The sequence below is a fragment of the Nocardia sp. NPDC055002 genome (assembly GCF_053608825.1).
Window position 1 is genome coordinate 386,075 of record NZ_JBSGWE010000004.1, and the last position, 17,504, is coordinate 403,578.

Below are 17,504 nucleotides of genomic sequence, written 5' to 3' on the forward strand. Positions count from 1 at the left end.
TGATACGGGGTCGATTTCGGTGCGCCCGAAGGGATTCGAACCCCTAACCTCTTGATCCGTAGTCAAGTGCTCTATCCGTTGAGCTACGGGCGCATGGTGGTGCATCTTCAGTTGTTACCCAGCAAGCTGGGTGTGGCGGAGGCGAGAGGATTTGAACCTCCGGTCCCCGTGAAGGGACAACTCATTAGCAGTGAGTCCCATTCGGCCGCTCTGGCACGCCTCCTGGAGCCTTCTCTTTCGAGGGCACCGGTCCTTGTCGAACCGCCGGGAATGAAGATTACACGAGCAGTGGTAGTAGTCCAAAACGCCTGGTCAATCAGCGTAAGTTGCTGTCGAACCAGTCGTAGATACGGGTCTGGGAGTCGATGCGAATGGCGGTAGCCGCCTCGTCTTCGGGATCGGGTCGGTCGACCCGGTGACTCAGACCGGGATAAGTGATTGTGAGACTGGCCACATCGGCCTTCGCCGTGGCCTCACGGAGGCGTTCGACCGCCTCGGGCGGGGTGGCCGGGTCGTCCGCGCCGAAGATCCCGAGCCAAGGGGCCTGGAGGTCGGCGGCGATGTCGATGAGGGCCGCGTTCTGGTCGGGAAGCGGTTCGGCGATGCCGGGGGCGGCCACGCTCACCGCGGCGCCGATCGGGCGGGTGGCGGCGACGAGGAAGGCCGCGGTGCCCGCGCTGTCGAAGCCGAGGACGCCGATCGTGTCGGGGAAGACGCCGCGGCCGGTGAGCCAGTCGAAACCGGCGTCGAAGTCGTCGAAGAGTTCGTCACCGAACACCTCGTGTACTTGCGCGTCGGCGATGCGGTCGAACAGATGCGGCGCGACGACGATCCAGCCCTCGAACGACAGCGCCCGCATCAGCTCGTGGAGCTGGGGGGAGAATTCGCGGGATTCGTGCAGGACAACGATGCCGCCGCGGGCCACCCGCTCGGGCTCCACCACGGTGATCGGCACGGCAGTGCGCCGCGCGACGGCGGCGGTGTCGGCATCCACCGGCCGCAGGGGGGCGACGTCGTCGTAAGTGCCCGGCATAAACCCAGCGTAGGCGGCAGAACTGGACTTGGGTAGGTCTGGACGGCCGCGCCGCATGTCGCGGCAGCCGATCATCGTAGGGTGGAGGCGTGACCGCGCACATCCGCCCCGACCTCGCCACCATCCCGGCCTACGTTCCCGGCCGTAACCACCCGGATGCGGTGAAGCTCGCGTCCAACGAGACGACCTTCGGTCCGTTGCCGAGCGCGGCCAAGGCGATCGCGGAGTCCGCCGAGCTGGCCAACCGCTATCCGGACAATCAGGTCAGCGAGCTGCGGGCGGCGCTCGCCGAGTTCCTCGAGGTCACCGTGGCGAATGTCGCGGTCGGCTGCGGCAGCGTGGCGCTGTGCCAGGAACTCGTGCAGATCACCTGCGACGCCCCCACCGACGAGGTGGTGTTCGCGTGGCGTTCGTTCGAGGCGTACCCGATCGTCACGCAGGTGGGCAACGCGACCGCGGTGCGGGTACCGCTGACCGAGGATCATCTGCACGATCTGGACGCGATGGCCGACGCGGTCACCGAGCGCACCAAGCTGATCTTCGTGTGCAACCCGAACAACCCCAGCGGCACCGCGCACGGGCGCGCCGAGCTGGAGCGCTTCCTCGACCGGGTGCCCGCGCACGTTCTCGTCGTGCTCGACGAGGCCTACTACGAGTACCTGCGGCTGACGCCCGAGACCCGCCCCGACGGCGTCGAGATCGGCCGCACCAGGCCGAATGTGGTTGTGCTGCGCACATTCTCGAAGGCCTACGGTCTGGCCGGGCTGCGCGTCGGCTACGCGGTGGGCGATCCCGAGGTGATCGCGGCGCTGCTGAAGGTGCACATTCCGTTCAGCGTGAACCGGATCGCGCAGGCGGCCGCGATCGCCTCGCTGCAGGCGCGTGGCGAACTGCTCGATCGCACCGATGTGCTGGTGGCGCAACGGCATCAGCTGCGCGAGGCGCTGCTGGCCGCGGGCTACGAGGTGCCGTCGAGCGAGGCCAATTTCGTGTGGTTGCCACTGCGCGAGCGCAGTATCGAGTTCGCCGAGGCGAGTGCCCTTGCGGGCGTGCTGGTTCGGCCGTTCGCCGGTGACGGTGTGCGGGTCACGGTCGGCGATCCGCACGAGAACGAGCAGTTCCTCAGCTTCGCCACCGCACCCGAGACGGCGGCCCGATTCCGTTAGTCCGGCGCACGGTCAGCAACCCTTGACGCGGGTTGCCGTGGGATTACCGCGAATTCGAGCACACTGCCAGCACACCGGTCGTAGGCTTGCCGAAGCTGATTTCGGGTCGACCGATCACCCGGTCGGCGCGCGCCACCGGTCGAGTGAATGTGTTCTCGGCGGGCAATCTTCCCGCGTCGGAGGGTGCACCCGCACGGCCCCGCACCCTGCTGCCCGACCGGAGATGTACCGTGAACCAAGGCTCTCGCCCTGCCGTCTGCGAAAAATCAACCCCCACAGTGACTTTGGCGGCTGACGTCGATGTCGCCGTGCCGCCGCCGGTGGAGCTGGATCGCCGCTTGCGCGACTGCGACGAGTTCTTCCGCTACCCCGAACTCGGGCACCTGCCCACCCAGCGTCGCCTCGGCGCGCTCGCCGAACTGCGCGATACCGGCACCTATACCCAGACCGCCGAGGAGATCTTGATCGGCGCGAAACTGGCGTGGCGCAACCACGCTCGCTGTGTCGGCCGCAAACATTGGCGATCGCTGAAACTACTCGACGCGCGCCGAGTTACTTCTGCGCGGGAACTTTCCGAGGTGTGCTGGCAACATCTGCGCCTGGCCACCAACGGCGGCGCGATTCAGTCGATGATCACGGTCGGCCCGGCGGCCGAACCCGGCGGCGGCGAGTACCGGATCGAGAGCTCGCAGCTGATCCGCTATGCCGGCTACCGCAACGGTGACGGCACCGTCACCGGCGATCCGGCCAATATCGCGGCCACCGAACAGGCGCTGGAGCTGGGCTGGCGCGGGGCGCGTACGCCGTTCGACGTGCTGCCGGTGCTGATCAGCACACCCACCGAGGACGTGCGGTATTTCGACGTTCCGCGCGAGCTGGTCCGCGAGGTCGACCTGACCCACCCCGGCTACCCGTGGTTCGCCGCACTCGGCCTGAAATGGCACGCGCTGCCCGCTGTTTCGAACATGGATCTGGAGGTGGGCGGAGTTTGCTACCCCTTCGCTCCCTTCAACGGCTGGTACGTCGGCACCGAGATCGGCGCGCGCAACCTCAGCGACACCGATCGCTACAACATGCTGCCGCTGATCGCCGACATGATGGGTCTCGACACCTCGTCGGTGCGCACGCTGTGGCGGGACAAGGCGCTGATCGAGCTCAATCACGCTGTGCTGCACAGCTTTCGCGCGTCCGGCGTGCACATGGTCGACCACCACACCGTGGCCAAGCAGTTCTGCGATCACGTACAGCGCGAGGAAGCCGCCGGGCGCGCGTGCCCGACCGACTGGAGTTGGGTCAATCCGCCCATCTCGTCCGGGCTGACGCCCACCTTCCACCGCTACTACGACGCGCCCGACATGGACATTCGACCGAATTTCGTCCGCCGGGACTGATCTGCGGCGGGCTGTTTGGCTCATGACCGACCGGGTATTTGCTGTGACGTAGCCGAATCCGGACGTGCCGGGCGCTACGACCGATTGATCATCCAACAACCCCCAGCGGAGCCGGCGAACGAGCCCAACATGCCCGCGACCGGCCTCCGTACCAGGTAGGAGGGATCATCATGAGCAAATCGACCCTGGAATCGCTGATCGGAGCCACCGCCTACGACGAACGCGGCGACAAGATCGGCAAGGTCAAGCAGATCTACCTCGACAACCAGTCCGGAGCGCCCACCTGGGCCGCCGTCTCGACCGGATTCTTCAGCCACGACTCGCTGGTTCCGCTGGCCGGCGCCGAACATCTGCCCGACGACGACTCGCTCAGACTGCACGTCGACAAGGATCTGGTGAAGACGGCGCCGCACCACGACGGGTCCCGGATCAGCGCGCAATCGGAGCAGGAACTGTTCCAGCATTACCACGTCGATCCTCGGGCATCCGGCTGGAATGCCGAGGGCCGCCCGCGGATTCGGCCCGAAGACGACCTGCCGATGACCCAGGGCAACCCGGCGCGGACTATGGACGGTTTGTCCGACACCGCTCGCTATGGTGACGACTCGATGGTGCGCTCGGAAGAGCAGTTGCGCGTCGACACCGAGAGCGAAGAGGTCGGCACCGCACGGTTGCACAAGTCCGTGGTCACCGAGGAACAGACGTTCAAGGTGCCCGTAACGCACGAGGAAGTGCACGTCGAACGCGAACCGATCACCGACCGCACCGGGCGCGCGACCATCGGCGAGGAGGACCGCGAGGTCGTCCTGCACGCCGACCAGGTGCACGTCGAGAAGGAAACCGTCCCGGTGGAGCGCGTACGGCTGGCGGTCGACGAGGTCGACGACGAGAAGACGGTCTCCGAAACGGTCCGCAAGGAACGCGTGGAAACCGAGGGTATCGACGACCGCCGCCGCCAGGAACCCTGACTCCGCGCGGCGACAACCCGCTCGGCCGAACCGGCCACCCACCCACCCGGTGGGTGGCCGGTGGTCGACGGGTTACGCGCGTTCGGCGGCGAGCGTAGGGTTCTCGATACGGGCCGAATCGCCCTGGTCCGGCTCGTTTCGACGAGCGAGGGAGCCCCCGATGAGCACCGCATCCAGTTCGGGATTCGATGCCGACGCACTGCGCCGCGGAATCGAAAGCCGTGATGCCGCGACACTGCTGACGCTCTACAGCGACGATGCCGAGATCCGCATGGTCGACCACCGCGACCAGCCGAGCCACCCCCGGGTGATGCACGGCCGCTCGGCGATCAGCGCGATGTTCGACGACGTGTGCTCCAGGGAGATGACCCACTCCCTCGACAGCGTCTTGATCGACGGCGACCACATCGCCTTCGTGGAATCGTGCCGATATCCGGACGGCACGCGCGTCCTCGCCCACTCGATGGCGAATCTGCGCGACGGTCGCATCGTCGACCAGACGTCGATCCAGGCGTGGGACGAAGAGTAGTCAGCGGAAATCGGCGACGTGGTCGGCGGCCCATCGGCGATAGTCGCGGGCCGGTGACCCGGTGACGTCGTGCACGGTGGAGGTCACCGAGCCTGGTGTTCCGACGAGTCCGGCGAGTCCGCGCAGCACCACGCGCGCGATGTCGGGCGGGAGCCAACCCATGTACGCCACCGCTTCTTCGGGGCTGATCTCCTCCCACACCAGCGTGCGGCCGAGTGCGGCGCCGATCGCTGCGACCTGGTCGATCCGGCTCAGCGCGGCCGGGCCGGTCAGGTGGTACTTCGCCCCGGCGTGGCCGTCGGTGGTCAGTGCGCGCACGGCGACCGCGGCGATATCCGCCTCGTGCAACAGGGGCATCGTGGCGGCACCGTACGCGCCGCGCACGACGTCGCCCGCGCGAATCTGCGGTGCCCATTCGACAGTGTTGGTGGCGAAACCACCGGGCCGCAGGAAGGTCCATTCCAGTGACGACTCGGTGATCGGCTGCTCGATGAGGGCGTGCGCCCGGCCGATCGGGTGGTCCTGCTCGTCCAGTTCGTCGCGGACCGAGGCGGAGGAGAGCAGGACGATGCGGCGCGCGTGTGCGGCGATGCGGGCGACGACCCGCTCCGCGATCTCCGCCGGCAACATCGGCCAGGTCAGGTACACCGCGTCGATGCCGTCGAGTGCGCTGTCCAAGGTGTCCGGGGTGGTCAGGTCTCCCTGCACCACCTCGATAGCCGAAGGCAGCGACGCCGCGCGCGGGTCGCGCGCCAATGCCCGCACCCGCGTTCCGCCCGCGGCGAGCTGCGCCGCCACCTGACCGCCGACATGACCGGTCGCCCCGATCACCAGAACCCTGCTGATATCCACCATGGGCCAACCGTAGGAAGGCGACTTACCATTGGAAAGGGCATACCGATAGGTAAGCTCATGGCATGGTGGTAGGAGTCCCGGACAGCGACCGGCCCGCACTCGGTCAACGTGACGTATTCGACAAAGAGTGTCCGGCCCACGCCATCCTCGGCAAAAGTCACCAGCCGCTGGGGCGTGCTGATCCTGGCCGCGCTACTCGACGGCTCGATGCGATACCACGTCCTGCGAGACCGAATCGGCAGCATCAGCGAGAAGATGCTGTCGCAGAACCTGCGCACCTTCACCGACTACGGCCTGGTCGAGCGCACCGTCGAACCTACTGTGCCCCCACAGGTTTCCTACGCCCTGACACCGATAGGCCACGAGGCAGCCGACAAGCTCCACGGCCTGCTGGAATGGGTGAGCACCCGAGCCGAAGAAATCGAAACCTTCCGAACGGGTGGACCCGTGCCAGGACCGAAGCTCCTCGACCGATCCTGACCTGCGGGCCTTTGGCGGAGACGGAGGGATTTGAACCCCCGATGGTGTTACCCATGCTCGCTTTCAAGGCGAGTGCATTCGGCCGCTCTGCCACGTCTCCCTGGGAAGGATGGTAGCCGACCTGATCCGGCCCCCCGCAAGTCTGGGCGGACCTGGGCCGGGTTGTCTCACGCCGGTGAGAACTGTCCGCGACATGGGCGCGGGGGTTCTGGCTACCGGCGGGGTGTGGGGAGAGGATTGGTGTCATGTACGCGATTGAGCTGAACGGGTTCGGTGGGCCGGAGGTCATGGAGTGGACCGTGACGGTCGATCCGGAGCCGGGGCCCGGTGAAGTGTTGGTGGAAGTTGTTGCTGCGGGGGTCAATCGGGCCGATGTGATGCAGCGGAAGGGGTTCTATCCGCCGCCCGCGGATGCGAGTTCGATCCTCGGGTTGGAGTGTTCGGGGACGATCGCGCGGTTGGGGGCGGGGGTGACGGACTGGCAGGTCGGGGATCGGGTCTGCGCGTTGCTCGCCGGAGGTGGGTACGCCCAGTTCGTGGCGGTACCCGCGACGCAGCTGTTGCCGATTCCGGAGGGGATGGACGCTGTCGCGGCCGCGGGGTTGCCGGAGGTGGCGGCGACCGTGTGGTCGAACCTGGTGATGACGGCGGGGCTGCGATCGGGGCAGCTGGTGTTGATCCACGGCGGCGGTGGCGGGATCGGGACGCACGCGATCCAGGTGGCGCGCGGGCTCGGAGCGCGGGTCGCGGTGACGGCCGGGTCGGACGCGAAGCTGACCAAGTGCGCCGAGCTGGGAGCGGAGATCTTGATCAACTACCGGACCGGCGACTTCGTCGCAGCGGTCGCGGATCAGGGTGGGGCCGACGTGATTCTCGACAACATGGGTGCGAAGTACCTGGAACGGAACGTGGAGGCGCTCGCACCCTATGGGCAGCTGGTGGTGATCGGGATGCAAGGGGGCGTCAGCGGAACGCTGAATATCGCCGCACTGCTGCGTAAGTGGGGCACCGTCGCGGCGACCAACGTGCGCGGCCGTCTACGATCGGGGCCGGGGAGCAAGGCCGAGATCATCGCGGCGGTCCGCGCACAACTGTGGCCACAGGTGGCCGCCGGCGAGATCGTGCCGGTGATCTCCACCGAGCTGCCGATCACCGAGGCCGCCCACGCGCACGAACTGCTCGACGATTCGCAGACCTTCGGCAAGGTGATCCTGCGGGTTCGCGACTAGCGCACGCTATTCGAGGGCGCTGAGGGCACGGCCGAGCTGGTCGATCTCGTAGCGGGTCGTATAGGGCGCGAGCCCGATCGTCACCGCACCGCCCTCATCGTTCACACCCAGCGCGTCGAGTAGTCGGCTACCGCCGTGCACACCGCTGACCGTCCCGATCCTGGCATCGGCCAGCTTGGCCGCCACCTTCTCCGCCTGCATCCCGGCCATCGTGAAACTGACCGTCGGGATGCGGGTGGAGGCGCGGCCGATCACGGTGAGGTTGTCGACCTTCTCCAGCACCTGCATGAGGTGATCGAAGAGCTGGTCGTGATAGTCCTGCAGCGAGGTGATCGACATCTCGAGGCGTTCTCGGCGGGTGCCGGAGGCGCGCTCGTCGAGCCCGGCGAGGAAGTCGATCGACTCGGTGAGCCCGGCCAGCAGCGCGTACTGATGCCCGCCCACCTCTAGGCGTTCAGCGCCCTTGGCATAGGGGTTGAGCGACATCGACGGGATGCGGTCGAGGAACGCCGGGTCGCGGAAAACCAGTGCGCCCACCTGCGGTCCACCCCACGACGGCGCGCTCAGCGCGACGACGTCGGCATTGAGTTCGTCGATGTCGATCAGCGCGTACGGCGCCGCGCCGAACGCGTCGGCCACCAGCAGTCCGCCCACATCGTGGACCCGATCGGCGGCCACCCGGACACCGGGCGCCGACCCGACGATCGGTGACGCGGCGGTGAGCGCCACCAAGCGCGCGGTCGGCCCGATCAGCTCCTCGAACTGCCACGACGGCATCTCACAGGTCTCGATCTCCACCTCGGCCCAGCGCACGTGCGCGCCGTAGCGGTTGGCGATGCGCAGCCACGGGGCCACATTGGCCTCGTCGTCCAAACGGGAGAGCACGATGCCGGTACCGAGACCGAGGCGTGAGCTCAGCGATTCGGCCAGCCAGGCCAGCAGTACCGCGCGATCGGGACCGAGGACGACGCCGGCCGGATCTCCACCGACCAGATCGGCGACAGCTTCCCGTGCGGCGTCGAGGATCGCGCCGCTGCGCGATGCCGCACCGTGGCGGCCGATATGGGAAAACGAAGAGGTGCGGAAACCCGTTGAGACGGCACGAGATACCGAATCGGGAACCAGCATCCCCGCCTGCGGGTCCAGATGGATCCAGCCGTCGCCCAGGGACGGTATCAGGCCCCGAACCCTCGCGACGTCATAAGTCATGGTGGCCACTTTAAGGGCAGGGGGCCTCCCGGGGTAACCGCGTGGGGGTTTTAGCGCGAACCCGGCGCACACGCAATGATGGGGATATGACGCACTCGGAGGATGTCCCCGAATCCATCGTCGTGATCGGTCCCGACGGCCGTCCACTGACCGTGCCCGCCGACGCCGACAGCGGGTCCGCGTTCACCGCGCAGGTCGTGCCGGACGACGAGAAGGCCGCGAGCGAGTCGGCGGAGTCGCTGACGGACATGGTCGAGCAGCCCGCCAAGGTGATGCGCATCGGCACGATGATCAAGCAGCTCCTCGAGGAGGTTCGCGCCGCACCGCTGGACGACGCCAGCCGCTCGCGCCTCAAGGAGATCCACAAGTCCTCGGTCCGTGAGCTCGAACAGGGCCTCGCCCCGGAACTGCGCGAGGAACTCGAACGCCTCACCCTCCCGTTCACCGACGACTCGGTGCCCTCGGACGCGGAACTGCGCATCGCCCAGGCCCAGCTCGTCGGCTGGCTGGAGGGCCTGTTCCACGGAATCCAGACCGCGCTGTTCGCCCAGCAGATGGCCGCCCGCGCTCAGCTGGAGCAGATGCGCCAGGGTGCGCTTCCGCCCGGAATGCACGCGGCGGACGCCAAGGCGGGCGGCCATGTGGGCGGCGGTCAGTACCTGTAAACCCCCCGAGTCTCTTGTTCGCGGCCCGCCTCGATCTGGACTGAGCGGAGGGTGCGACGAAGGAGTACCCGGAGGGAGGGAAGATCGAGGCCCCCCAGGGCCGCGACACCCGGCGCCAGCCGGAAAACAACACTGTAAGGTCGGGGACCGTGCCCGCCGCTGCCGCCCGTCCTGATTCGGTCTCCGATCGCAGTGACGCGCGTACCGAAGAGAGCCCCGTGCATTCCGAAGACACCCCCACCGACGCAGAGGTGACCGAAGCCGCCGCTGCCGAGCACACCACCGACGCCGCGCTGCTGGTGAGGACGCCGATGGTGTCGGATTCGCAGACCTTCGGGCGTGCGTTCAAAGACATGCGCGACGGACTACACCAGCGCGAGCTGTGGTTGTCGCTGGGTTGGCAGGACATCAAGCAGCGCTACCGCCGGTCGGTGCTCGGTCCGTTCTGGATCACCATCGCGACCGGTTTGCAGGCGCTGGCGATGGGTCTGCTGTATTCGACGCTGCTGGACCAGCCGATCAGTGAGTACCTGCCGTATGTGACCGTCGGCCTGATCGTGTGGAACGTCATCAGTGCCTCGATTCTCGAGGGCTCCGATGTGTTCATCGCCAACGAGGGACTGATCAAACAGTTGCCCTCGGCGCTGAGCGTGCACGTGTATCGCCTGGTCTGGCGGCAGTTCCTGTTCTTCATCCACAACGCGGCGATCTACGCGGTGCTGGTGGTGGCGTTCTCGATCTGGCGTGATCTGGATCTGTCGTTCCTGCTGGTGGTTCCCGCGATCCTGCTGCTGTTCCTCAACGCGATGTGGGTGACGATCGTCTTCGGCATCTTCTCCACCCGCTACCGCGATATCGCCCCGATCCTCGGCTCGATGACGCTGATGCTGTTCGTGCTGACCCCGGTGATGTGGTCGACGAAGGCGCTGGAGAACTCGGTCGGTGGTGCGGGCGACCGCGCCAAGCTCCTCGAGATCATCCCCACCTATCACTACCTGGAGATCGTGCGCGCTCCCCTGCTCGGTGAGCCCTCGGAATGGCACCACTGGGCGATCGTCGGTGCGATCACCGTCGTCGGCTGGGCCGTCGCGATCCTGGCGCTCAAGCAGTACCGTGCCCGCGTCCCGTACTGGGTTTAGGAGCAGTTCTCGATGAGCCGTGTGAGTATCGAAACCCATGATGCGTGGGTCGAGTTCCCGATCTTCGACGCCAAGTCCCGGTCGCTGAAGAAGGCATTCCTCGGCAAGGCGGGCGGCGCGATCGGGCGCAACAGCTCCGACGTGGTGGTGGTCGAGGCGCTGCGCGACATCAACCTCTCCCTCAAGGAAGGCGACCGGGTCGGTCTGGTCGGCCACAACGGCGCGGGCAAGTCGACGCTGCTGCGTCTGCTCTCGGGCATCTACGAACCCTCGCGCGGCAGTGCGCGCATTCGCGGTCGGGTGGCCCCGGTGTTCGACCTCGGCGTCGGCATGGATCCGGAGATCTCCGGCTACGAGAACATCATCATCCGCGGCCTGTTCCTCGGGCAGACGCGCAAGCAGATGATGGCCAAGATCGACGAGATCGCCGACTTCACCGAGCTCGGCGAGTACCTGTCGATGCCGCTGCGCACCTACTCCACCGGTATGCGGGTGCGGCTGGCGATGGGTGTGGTCACCTCGATCGACCCCGAGATCCTGCTGCTCGACGAGGGTATCGGCGCGGTCGACGCGGAGTTCATGAAGAAGGCCCGCACGCGGCTGCAGTCGCTGGTCGCACGGTCGGGCATCCTGGTGTTCGCCAGCCACTCCAACGAATTCCTCGCCCAGCTCTGCGATACCGCGATGTGGATCGACCACGGTCAGATCCGCGAACAGGGCGGGATCGAGGACGTTGTGCGAGCGTATGAAGGGCCCGAGGCGGGTAATCACGTGGCACAGGTGTTGCGTGATCTGGAAACCGAGGGCGCACTCGGCGCGGCGGGCGAGAAGAAGCTGGAGCAGAATCAGGTATGAGCGGTCAACGTGACGAGGCTGCCCCGGCTGCCGTGCCGGGTGGGTTCAGCATGACCGACCGTCTCGAGGCGACGCCGGCACCTGTCGAGCCTGCCGCCGTGCTGCCCGACGACGCGCTGCCCGCGGTCGTGCTGCCCGACGACGCGGAACTGCCCCCCGGCGCCGAACCCGCCGACATCACGACCGAGACCGGCCCCACCGCGCGGATCATCGCGGTGGTCGTCACGCACAAGCGCCGCGAACTGCTCGCCGAGTCGTTGAAAGTGCTCGCCTCACAGACGCGTCCGGTCGACCATCTGATCGTCGTCGACAACGCCAACGAGGACGCGGTGGCCGAGCTGGTCGCGCAGCAACCGATCGAGGCCACCTACCTGGGTTCACGCCACAACCTCGGCGGCGCGGGCGGTTTCGCGCTCGGCATGCTGCACGCGCTCACCCAGGGCGCGGATTGGGTGTGGCTGGCCGATGACGACGGCCGCCCCGACGGGCCCGAAGTGCTCGCGACACTGATCGACTGCGCGCGCAGGCACAACCTGGTCGAGGTGTCGCCGGTGGTCTGCGACATCGACGAGCCGGACCGTCTCGCGTTCCCGCTGCGCCGCGGCGTGGTGTGGCGGCGGCTGCGTTCGGAGCTCGGCGACGAGGACTTCCTGCCCGGCATCGCGTCGCTGTTCAACGGCGCGCTGATCTCGGCGAAGGCCGTCGACCTGATCGGCGTGCCCGACCTGCGGCTGTTCGTGCGTGGCGACGAGGTGGAGGTGCATCGCCGCCTGGTCCGCTCCGGGCTGCCGTTCGGCACCTGCTTGCAGACCGCCTACCTGCATCCCAACGGCGCCGAGGAATTCAAGCCGATCCTGGGCGGGCGGATGCACACCCAGTACCCGGACGATCCGGTGAAGCGCTACTTCACCTACCGCAATCGCGGCTACCTGATGTCGCAGCCCGGTATGCGGAAGCTGTTGCCGCAGGAGTGGATCCGATTCTCCTGGTTCTTCCTGGTGACCCGTCGCGACCCTGCCGGGCTCAAGGAATGGTTCCGGCTGCGGTCGCTGGGGCGCAACGAGCACTTCGGTAAACCCGACTAGCCCCTGAAACTAGGGGGTAGTTCGCTCTGGCAACAATCGGCGATTCGGTCTTACTATGCGAAACGTGACCTTCGCAAAGAGTTTCGCATCCGCCGCGGCGACCGTGCTCGCCGGCGCCGCGCTCTGTCTCGCCGCACCCGGCACCGCCCAGGCGGACGACCAGTGCCAGCTCGGCTGGTCCAATGTCGGCCCGCGCTCCTGCGTGATGAACGAAGTCAGGACCGCGCCGGTGGCGACCCTGGGCAACGGCGTCTGCGTCGGCATCCTGAACGTGGCGGGCACCGCGTTCGACGGACCGCTCAATTCCCCGAGCGTGGCGCCCGGCGCCACCCACAGCATCGCCCTGCGCGTCTCGCAGGGCTTCTCCCCACTCGGTAACTGGGCGCCCACCGTGCTGGCATGCGATGTGAACGTTGTCGTCGACTGGCGGAACCTGGACAGCGGCGCCACCGGCTCGGTGACCCGCTTCATCCCGGCCACCAGCACCAGCACCTACCCGGTCCAGGACGTGATCGCGAACACCGGCCCCGGTCGAGTCCAGGTCACGGTCCGCACCGACAAGCCCAACATCCCCCAGTCGACCGAAGTCTTCGTGCCGTAAGCCCCGAACGCCTACCTGCGGGACAGCAGGCGTGCCGTCATCGGGCCGCGCGACAGCGCGAGTTCGCCCATGTGAAGACGGCGCGAGACCGCGCACGGAAAATGAGTTGCCGGGTGTCGGCGTGGTCGGGCACAGTGGTGTTCGAACGTTGGAGAGGAGGTGGATGTCCGTGAGTACACACGTGTGGATTGCCGTGGCCGGGCGGCGCGATTGTGCGCCTGCCCAGGTTGCTCCGGACATCACCTCAACTCGCTGAACCCGTCGTTCGGGTTCGGCACCCGACGAAGGATTCCTTACGATGGTCGACTACGACCTGCTCGTCCCTTACGGCTGGACCGAAGCCGTAGCTTCTGAATATCTGCCGCTGCTCGGCGATCTCGCACCCGCTCGCATCGTGCGGATGGACCGCAGCGAATGCGATGTGGTGACCCCGCGCGGCCCGGCGCGAGCCGCCTGCCCGCGCGACATCACCGGACTGTGCACCGGTGACTGGGTGGGACTCGATGCCGAGGGCACTGTGCGACAACTGCTCCCACGACGCTCGGCGATCATGCGGTCGTCGGTGTCCGGGCGCTCGGTGGCCCAGGTGCTGGCCACCAATGTGGATACCGTGCTGATCTGTTCTGCCGCCGACGGTGATGTCGACCTGGGGCGGATCGAACGGATGCTCGCGCTGGCCTGGGAGAGCAATGCCCAGCCGGTCGTCGTGCTCACCAAAGCTGATGCGGCGGAATATCTTCCGCTCGATGAGGTGCGCGCGGTAGCGCCCGGCGCCACCGTGGTCGCGGTGAGTGCCGCTGTCGCGGTCGGTCTCGATGTGCTCACCGCGGTGCTCAGCGGCACCGTCGCCCTGATCGGGCCGTCCGGTGCGGGCAAGTCCACTCTCGCCAACGCACTGCTCGGCGCGGAAGTGTTCGCCACCAACGCGGTTCGTGCCGTGGACGGTAAAGGCCGCCACACCACCGTGCATCGCGAACTGCGGCCTCTCCCCGGCGGCGGGACGCTCATCGATACCCCGGGACTGCGCGGTATCGGCCTCTATGACGCCGCCGACGGCATCGGCAAGACCTTCAGCGACATCGAATCCCTCGCCGCCGATTGCCGTTTCGCCGACTGCGCCCACGAGACCGAACCCGGGTGCGCGGTCCAGTCCGCCCTCGCCGACGGCACCATCGCCGAACGCAGGCTGACCAGCTATCGCAAGCTGGCCAAGGAGAACGAGTGGATGGCCGCCCGCACCGACAAACGTCTGGCCGCCGAACGCGAACGAGTATGGCGCGACATCAGCAAACAGCAGCGGAAGAACTACCGCGAACGTGGCCGCCGCTGAGCCGGAGCAGTTGATCATCAGGCACTCACGCGAACAACGGCCGAGAGCCGAACCGCGTCAGTGCCTGATGATCTCGCTAGTCCTGTTCGAAGGTGACGTGGGCGCGTTGCGATGCGGTGCCCTCGGCCAAGTCGATCAAGTAGTCGATGGTGCCCGAGTCGGAGCCGAAGTGATTGCCGGCGTAGTAGGAGTAGTTCACCATGAGCCGGCCGTCGTCCATGGCCACCGCGAGCGCGGGCCGGTTCTCCGCTCGTGACCAGCTGTGGTCGATCTCCAGCCCGCCTATCGTGCGCAACTCCCGACCGGACAGGGCCAGCGTCCAGCGGTTCTCCGGGCCGTGGCCGAGGTATTCCTCGACATGGATCGTCCGGAATCGCGCGGTGACCACCCGGCCGTCGGGCAGCAGGATGAACGGGACCTCGCCCTCGGCATAGAGGTGGCCGGGCTCGGGATCGTCGTGGAGTTCGGTGTGCCACAGGTCGTTGAGTCGTGGTGCGGGCCAGCCCTTTTTCTCGGCCTCGGCACGCAGCGACGACCAGTGCCCGGCTCGGGTCCGCTCGTAGGCGAAGTCGATGACGTGGGAGCCGATGTAGCGTTCCGCGGTCGTGAACACATCCGGGTCGGCCTGGTTCGGCTCGCTCACCGCTACTCCTGCGGCACTCGCGACCTCGTGGACGGCGGCGAGCAGGGTCGCGCCCGCGCCGGTGCCGCGCGCCGACTCGGTGATCAGGAATTCCGAGATACGCAGATCGCCCGCCGACCACTTGCTCGGTCGGGACAACTCGTAGCTCGCGAAACCGACGGGTGTCTCGTCCTCGACGATCAGCAGTGGCGCCGGTCGCCAGTCGGAGTAGTCGTTGTGGGTGAGCTGCCGTGTGCGGCGCATGATGTCGGCCGGACGGCGCACCTCGAAATGCGCGTGCAATTCGGCGTGCAGCCCGGCGGCCGCCTCCGCGTCAGCAGCGGAGGCGGCCCGGACGAAACGGGTCATGGGTCAGCTCGGGTCGATACCGTACAGCCGCGCCCAGTTCTCCCGACTCGTGAGTTCCGGTACGGCCCTGCGGTATTCGGCCTGCAACGCCGGGAGTTCCTTACGGAGCTTGCGCAGGGTGCGGTAGGCGCGAATGAGCAGTGCGCGAGCACGAGCCTTGTCCCGGCGACGTACCCGCACGCCGGACTGGGAAGCGTCGGTGACCACCACGTGCTCGAACAGCCCGATGTGCCACCAGTGCGCGTCCTCGCGGGTGACGCCGATCAGACCGGGCTGGGTGCGGCCGGTCCACTGGGTGATCGCGCGCTTGATCAGCACCAGGGTGACGCGGCTCGGTTCGCCGCTGGCCCGGCGCACGGAGATGTCGGCGGAGTTCACCGGCGGGGTGGCCGCGGGGTGCTTGATGGTTTCGGGGTAGTCGTTGCGGCTGCTGCGGGCGGCGGCGAGGGCGTCGATACCGCCGTCGCGCAACGCCTTCGGGCCCTTCATGAAGTCTTCGATGCCCTGCAGGGTGGTGTGCACCAGCCCGTACTGCATGCCGACGAGGTGTTCGGCGATATAGCGGAAGAACTCGCGTGTGATCGCCTTGCCGTCGAGATCGGTGTGCAGGGCGCCGACGATGAGCGAGTTACGGGTGGAGAAGTACCGCGCCCAGTCGTCGTAGTCCTTCCAGTAGAAGTCGGCGTGCCAGACGGCGGCGTTGGGCAGGGTGACGGTGACGAAACCGTGCTCGCGCGCCCGGATGCCGTATTCCACGTCGTCCCACTGGAAGAAGATCGGGACCGGCAGCCCGATCTTGGCGACCACCTCGGCCGGGATCAGGCAGGTCCACCAGGCGTTGTAGCCCGCGTCGACGCGACGCTCCTGGTTCTTCTTGAGCATGGAGGTGTTGCGCAGTGCCTTGGGCACCTTCTGGCCGTGCTTGAGCTCGTGCAGATGCACTTCTTCCGCGCCGACATTGAGGTAGTCGGGGTTGAGCAGGAACAACATCTGCGCGCCGACCAGAGTCGGTTCGACGGTCAGGTTGGCGAACGCCTGTAGGCGCAGGACGGTCTCGGGCTCGCAGAGGATGTCGTCGTCCATCAGGATGACGTCGGCGTGCTCGTTGGCCGCCGACACCTCGTAGAGGCCACGGGTGAAGCCGCCCGCGCCGCCGAGGTTGGGCTGGCGGATGTAGCGCAGCTTGTCGCCGAAATCGGGGCGGACCTGCTGGAACAGCGGGCGGTCCTCGACCAGGTCGGTGCCCTGGTCGACGACGTACACCGCGTCGATCGCGGCCAGCACGGTCGCGTCCGAGGCCAGCGCGGCGACGGTGTGCGCGCAGTCCTCGGCCCGGTTGAAGGTGCAGATGGCGATGGCGACCGGGCGCACCTTCTCGGGCGCCTGCGCGGTCCAGGCGAGTTCGGTGATGTCGAGTTCGCCCCCGACGGCGTCGAACTCGAGCCACAACGCGCCGCCGTCGACGTACTGATCCAGCGGTGCCGTCAGCGAGACGACCCCGCTGCTGGTCGCCACCAGCGAGGCGATGATCCGGCGGTGCCCGGCGATATCGGAGGCGACCAGCCGCACGTTCGCCAAGTTGGCGACCACCAGATGCGCACCCACCGACACCTCGGTGACGGTGGTCCAGCGCTGCCAGTAGCTGGCGGCGAATCGGCCGAAGTAGGTGTTGGTGTGCGCGGTCGCGCCCTTGGGCAGGTGCAGCGAGTGCCGTTCGCGGACGGCGGCACCCCCCTTGACGACGGCGTAGAGGTCGTCGTTCACCCGCGCCGAGGGCCCGGTGAAGATGCCTCGGGCCAGCACGAGCCGCTCGGGCGCTGAGTGTTCACCGCGCAACGATGCGGGCGCGGCCTCGCGCCGATCGTTCGATTCGGTCACGGCTTTGGTAGCCGACTGCTCCATGAAGTCCTCGAAATTCTCGGTATCGACTGCGCCGGCGCAGGCAGTCACGTAAAGAAGGGCGTCGCGGCGGGCGGGG

The 17,504-nt window shown here is 67.4% G+C and carries 17 protein-coding genes and 3 tRNA genes; 12 read left to right on the forward strand and 8 right to left on the reverse strand.

Translation table 11 applies throughout. The annotated features are described in order from the left end of the window. Nucleotides 1-20 precede the first annotated feature (20 nt). The 3 genes from ACWF99_RS18595 to ACWF99_RS18605 form a co-directional block, all read right to left on the reverse strand. Nucleotides 21-93, reverse strand: a tRNA-Arg gene (locus ACWF99_RS18595). A gap of 40 nt (nucleotides 94-133) precedes the next feature. Beyond that, nucleotides 134-223, reverse strand: a tRNA-Ser gene (locus ACWF99_RS18600). A 93-nt stretch (nucleotides 224-316) separates the two neighbouring features. Then, nucleotides 317-1,033: a dienelactone hydrolase family protein gene (locus ACWF99_RS18605; protein ID WP_452536960.1), complete on the reverse strand. Its 717-nt coding sequence runs from the start codon at nucleotides 1,031-1,033 to the stop codon at nucleotides 317-319. A gap of 89 nt (nucleotides 1,034-1,122) precedes the next feature. On the opposite strand from ACWF99_RS18605, the gene hisC reads away from it, so the two are divergent. The 4 genes from hisC (at nucleotide 1,123) to ACWF99_RS18625 (ending at nucleotide 5,087) form a co-directional block, all read left to right on the forward strand. Further along, nucleotides 1,123-2,199, forward strand: a complete 1,077-nt coding sequence (gene hisC, locus ACWF99_RS18610) for a histidinol-phosphate transaminase (protein WP_452536961.1) — start codon at nucleotides 1,123-1,125, stop codon at nucleotides 2,197-2,199. Nucleotides 2,200-2,477: 278 nt separating this feature from the next. Continuing rightward, the gene (locus ACWF99_RS18615) at nucleotides 2,478-3,590 is read left to right on the forward strand and encodes a nitric oxide synthase oxygenase (RefSeq protein ID WP_452536962.1); all 1,113 of its coding nucleotides are present in this window, start codon (nucleotides 2,478-2,480) and stop codon (nucleotides 3,588-3,590) included. Between the two features lie 170 nt (nucleotides 3,591-3,760). After that, entirely contained in the window at nucleotides 3,761-4,558 is a 798-nt protein-coding gene (locus tag ACWF99_RS18620) for a DUF2382 domain-containing protein (RefSeq protein WP_378638494.1), read from the forward strand. Between the two features lie 160 nt (nucleotides 4,559-4,718). Then, nucleotides 4,719-5,087, forward strand: a complete 369-nt coding sequence (locus ACWF99_RS18625) for a nuclear transport factor 2 family protein (protein ID WP_378638491.1) — start codon at nucleotides 4,719-4,721, stop codon at nucleotides 5,085-5,087. Here ACWF99_RS18625 and ACWF99_RS18630 read toward each other — a convergent pair whose 3' ends face one another. Next, a complete protein-coding gene (locus tag ACWF99_RS18630; protein ID WP_452536963.1) occupies nucleotides 5,088-5,942 on the reverse strand; it encodes an SDR family oxidoreductase in 855 nt (284 codons plus the stop codon). It lies immediately after the preceding gene. Between the two features lie 108 nt (nucleotides 5,943-6,050). On the opposite strand from ACWF99_RS18630, the gene ACWF99_RS18635 reads away from it, so the two are divergent. Then, entirely contained in the window at nucleotides 6,051-6,422 is a 372-nt protein-coding gene (locus ACWF99_RS18635) for a winged helix-turn-helix transcriptional regulator (RefSeq protein WP_452536964.1), read from the forward strand. 12 nt (nucleotides 6,423-6,434) lie between these two features. Here the strand turns inward: ACWF99_RS18635 and ACWF99_RS18640 are convergent. Then, a tRNA-Ser gene (locus ACWF99_RS18640) sits at nucleotides 6,435-6,522 on the reverse strand. 145 nt (nucleotides 6,523-6,667) lie between these two features. Between ACWF99_RS18640 and ACWF99_RS18645 the strand changes: the two genes are divergently transcribed. Continuing rightward, nucleotides 6,668-7,651 carry an NAD(P)H-quinone oxidoreductase gene (locus tag ACWF99_RS18645; RefSeq protein ID WP_452536965.1) on the forward strand — a complete coding sequence of 328 codons (984 nt, stop codon included), beginning with the start codon at nucleotides 6,668-6,670 and terminating at the stop codon, nucleotides 7,649-7,651. A gap of 6 nt (nucleotides 7,652-7,657) precedes the next feature. Here the strand turns inward: ACWF99_RS18645 and ACWF99_RS18650 are convergent, their stop codons facing one another. Further along, a complete protein-coding gene (locus ACWF99_RS18650; protein ID WP_378660816.1) occupies nucleotides 7,658-8,860 on the reverse strand; it encodes a cysteine desulfurase-like protein in 1,203 nt (400 codons plus the stop codon). Nucleotides 8,861-8,946: 86 nt separating this feature from the next. On the opposite strand from ACWF99_RS18650, the gene ACWF99_RS18655 reads away from it, so the two are divergent. The 6 genes from ACWF99_RS18655 (at nucleotide 8,947) to rsgA (ending at nucleotide 14,535) form a co-directional block, all read left to right on the forward strand. After that, nucleotides 8,947-9,525, forward strand: a complete 579-nt coding sequence (locus ACWF99_RS18655) for a bacterial proteasome activator family protein (RefSeq protein WP_378638481.1) — start codon at nucleotides 8,947-8,949, stop codon at nucleotides 9,523-9,525. 311 nt (nucleotides 9,526-9,836) lie between these two features. Next, a complete protein-coding gene (wzm, locus tag ACWF99_RS18660) occupies nucleotides 9,837-10,664 on the forward strand; it encodes a galactan export ABC transporter permease subunit Wzm/RfbD (protein WP_378638681.1) in 828 nt (275 codons plus the stop codon). Nucleotides 10,665-10,676: 12 nt separating this feature from the next. Next, entirely contained in the window at nucleotides 10,677-11,519 is an 843-nt protein-coding gene (wzt, locus tag ACWF99_RS18665) for a galactan export ABC transporter ATP-binding subunit Wzt/RfbE (protein WP_378638478.1), read from the forward strand. Beyond that, nucleotides 11,516-12,604: a galactofuranosyltransferase GlfT1 gene (glfT1, locus tag ACWF99_RS18670; protein ID WP_379221961.1), complete on the forward strand. Its 1,089-nt coding sequence runs from the start codon at nucleotides 11,516-11,518 to the stop codon at nucleotides 12,602-12,604. The genes wzt and glfT1 overlap by 4 nt, the downstream gene beginning before the upstream one ends. A 64-nt stretch (nucleotides 12,605-12,668) precedes the next feature. Further along, nucleotides 12,669-13,205, forward strand: coding sequence for a hypothetical protein (locus ACWF99_RS18675; RefSeq protein WP_378660810.1), 537 nt, complete (start codon nucleotides 12,669-12,671; stop codon nucleotides 13,203-13,205). Between the two features lie 298 nt (nucleotides 13,206-13,503). After that, on the forward strand, nucleotides 13,504-14,535 hold the full coding sequence (rsgA, locus tag ACWF99_RS18680) for a ribosome small subunit-dependent GTPase A (RefSeq protein ID WP_452536966.1): 1,032 nt from the start codon (nucleotides 13,504-13,506) through the stop codon (nucleotides 14,533-14,535). A gap of 76 nt (nucleotides 14,536-14,611) precedes the next feature. Here the strand turns inward: rsgA and ACWF99_RS18685 are convergent, their stop codons facing one another. Beyond that, on the reverse strand, nucleotides 14,612-15,526 hold the full coding sequence (locus ACWF99_RS18685; RefSeq protein ID WP_452536967.1) for a GNAT family N-acetyltransferase: 915 nt from the start codon (nucleotides 15,524-15,526) through the stop codon (nucleotides 14,612-14,614). A 3-nt stretch (nucleotides 15,527-15,529) separates the two neighbouring features. Beyond that, nucleotides 15,530-17,428 (reverse strand): glycosyltransferase, encoded by a 1,899-nt coding sequence (locus ACWF99_RS18690; protein WP_378638464.1) that lies wholly within the window; start codon nucleotides 17,426-17,428, stop codon nucleotides 15,530-15,532. Between the last annotated feature and the right edge of the window lie 76 nt (nucleotides 17,429-17,504).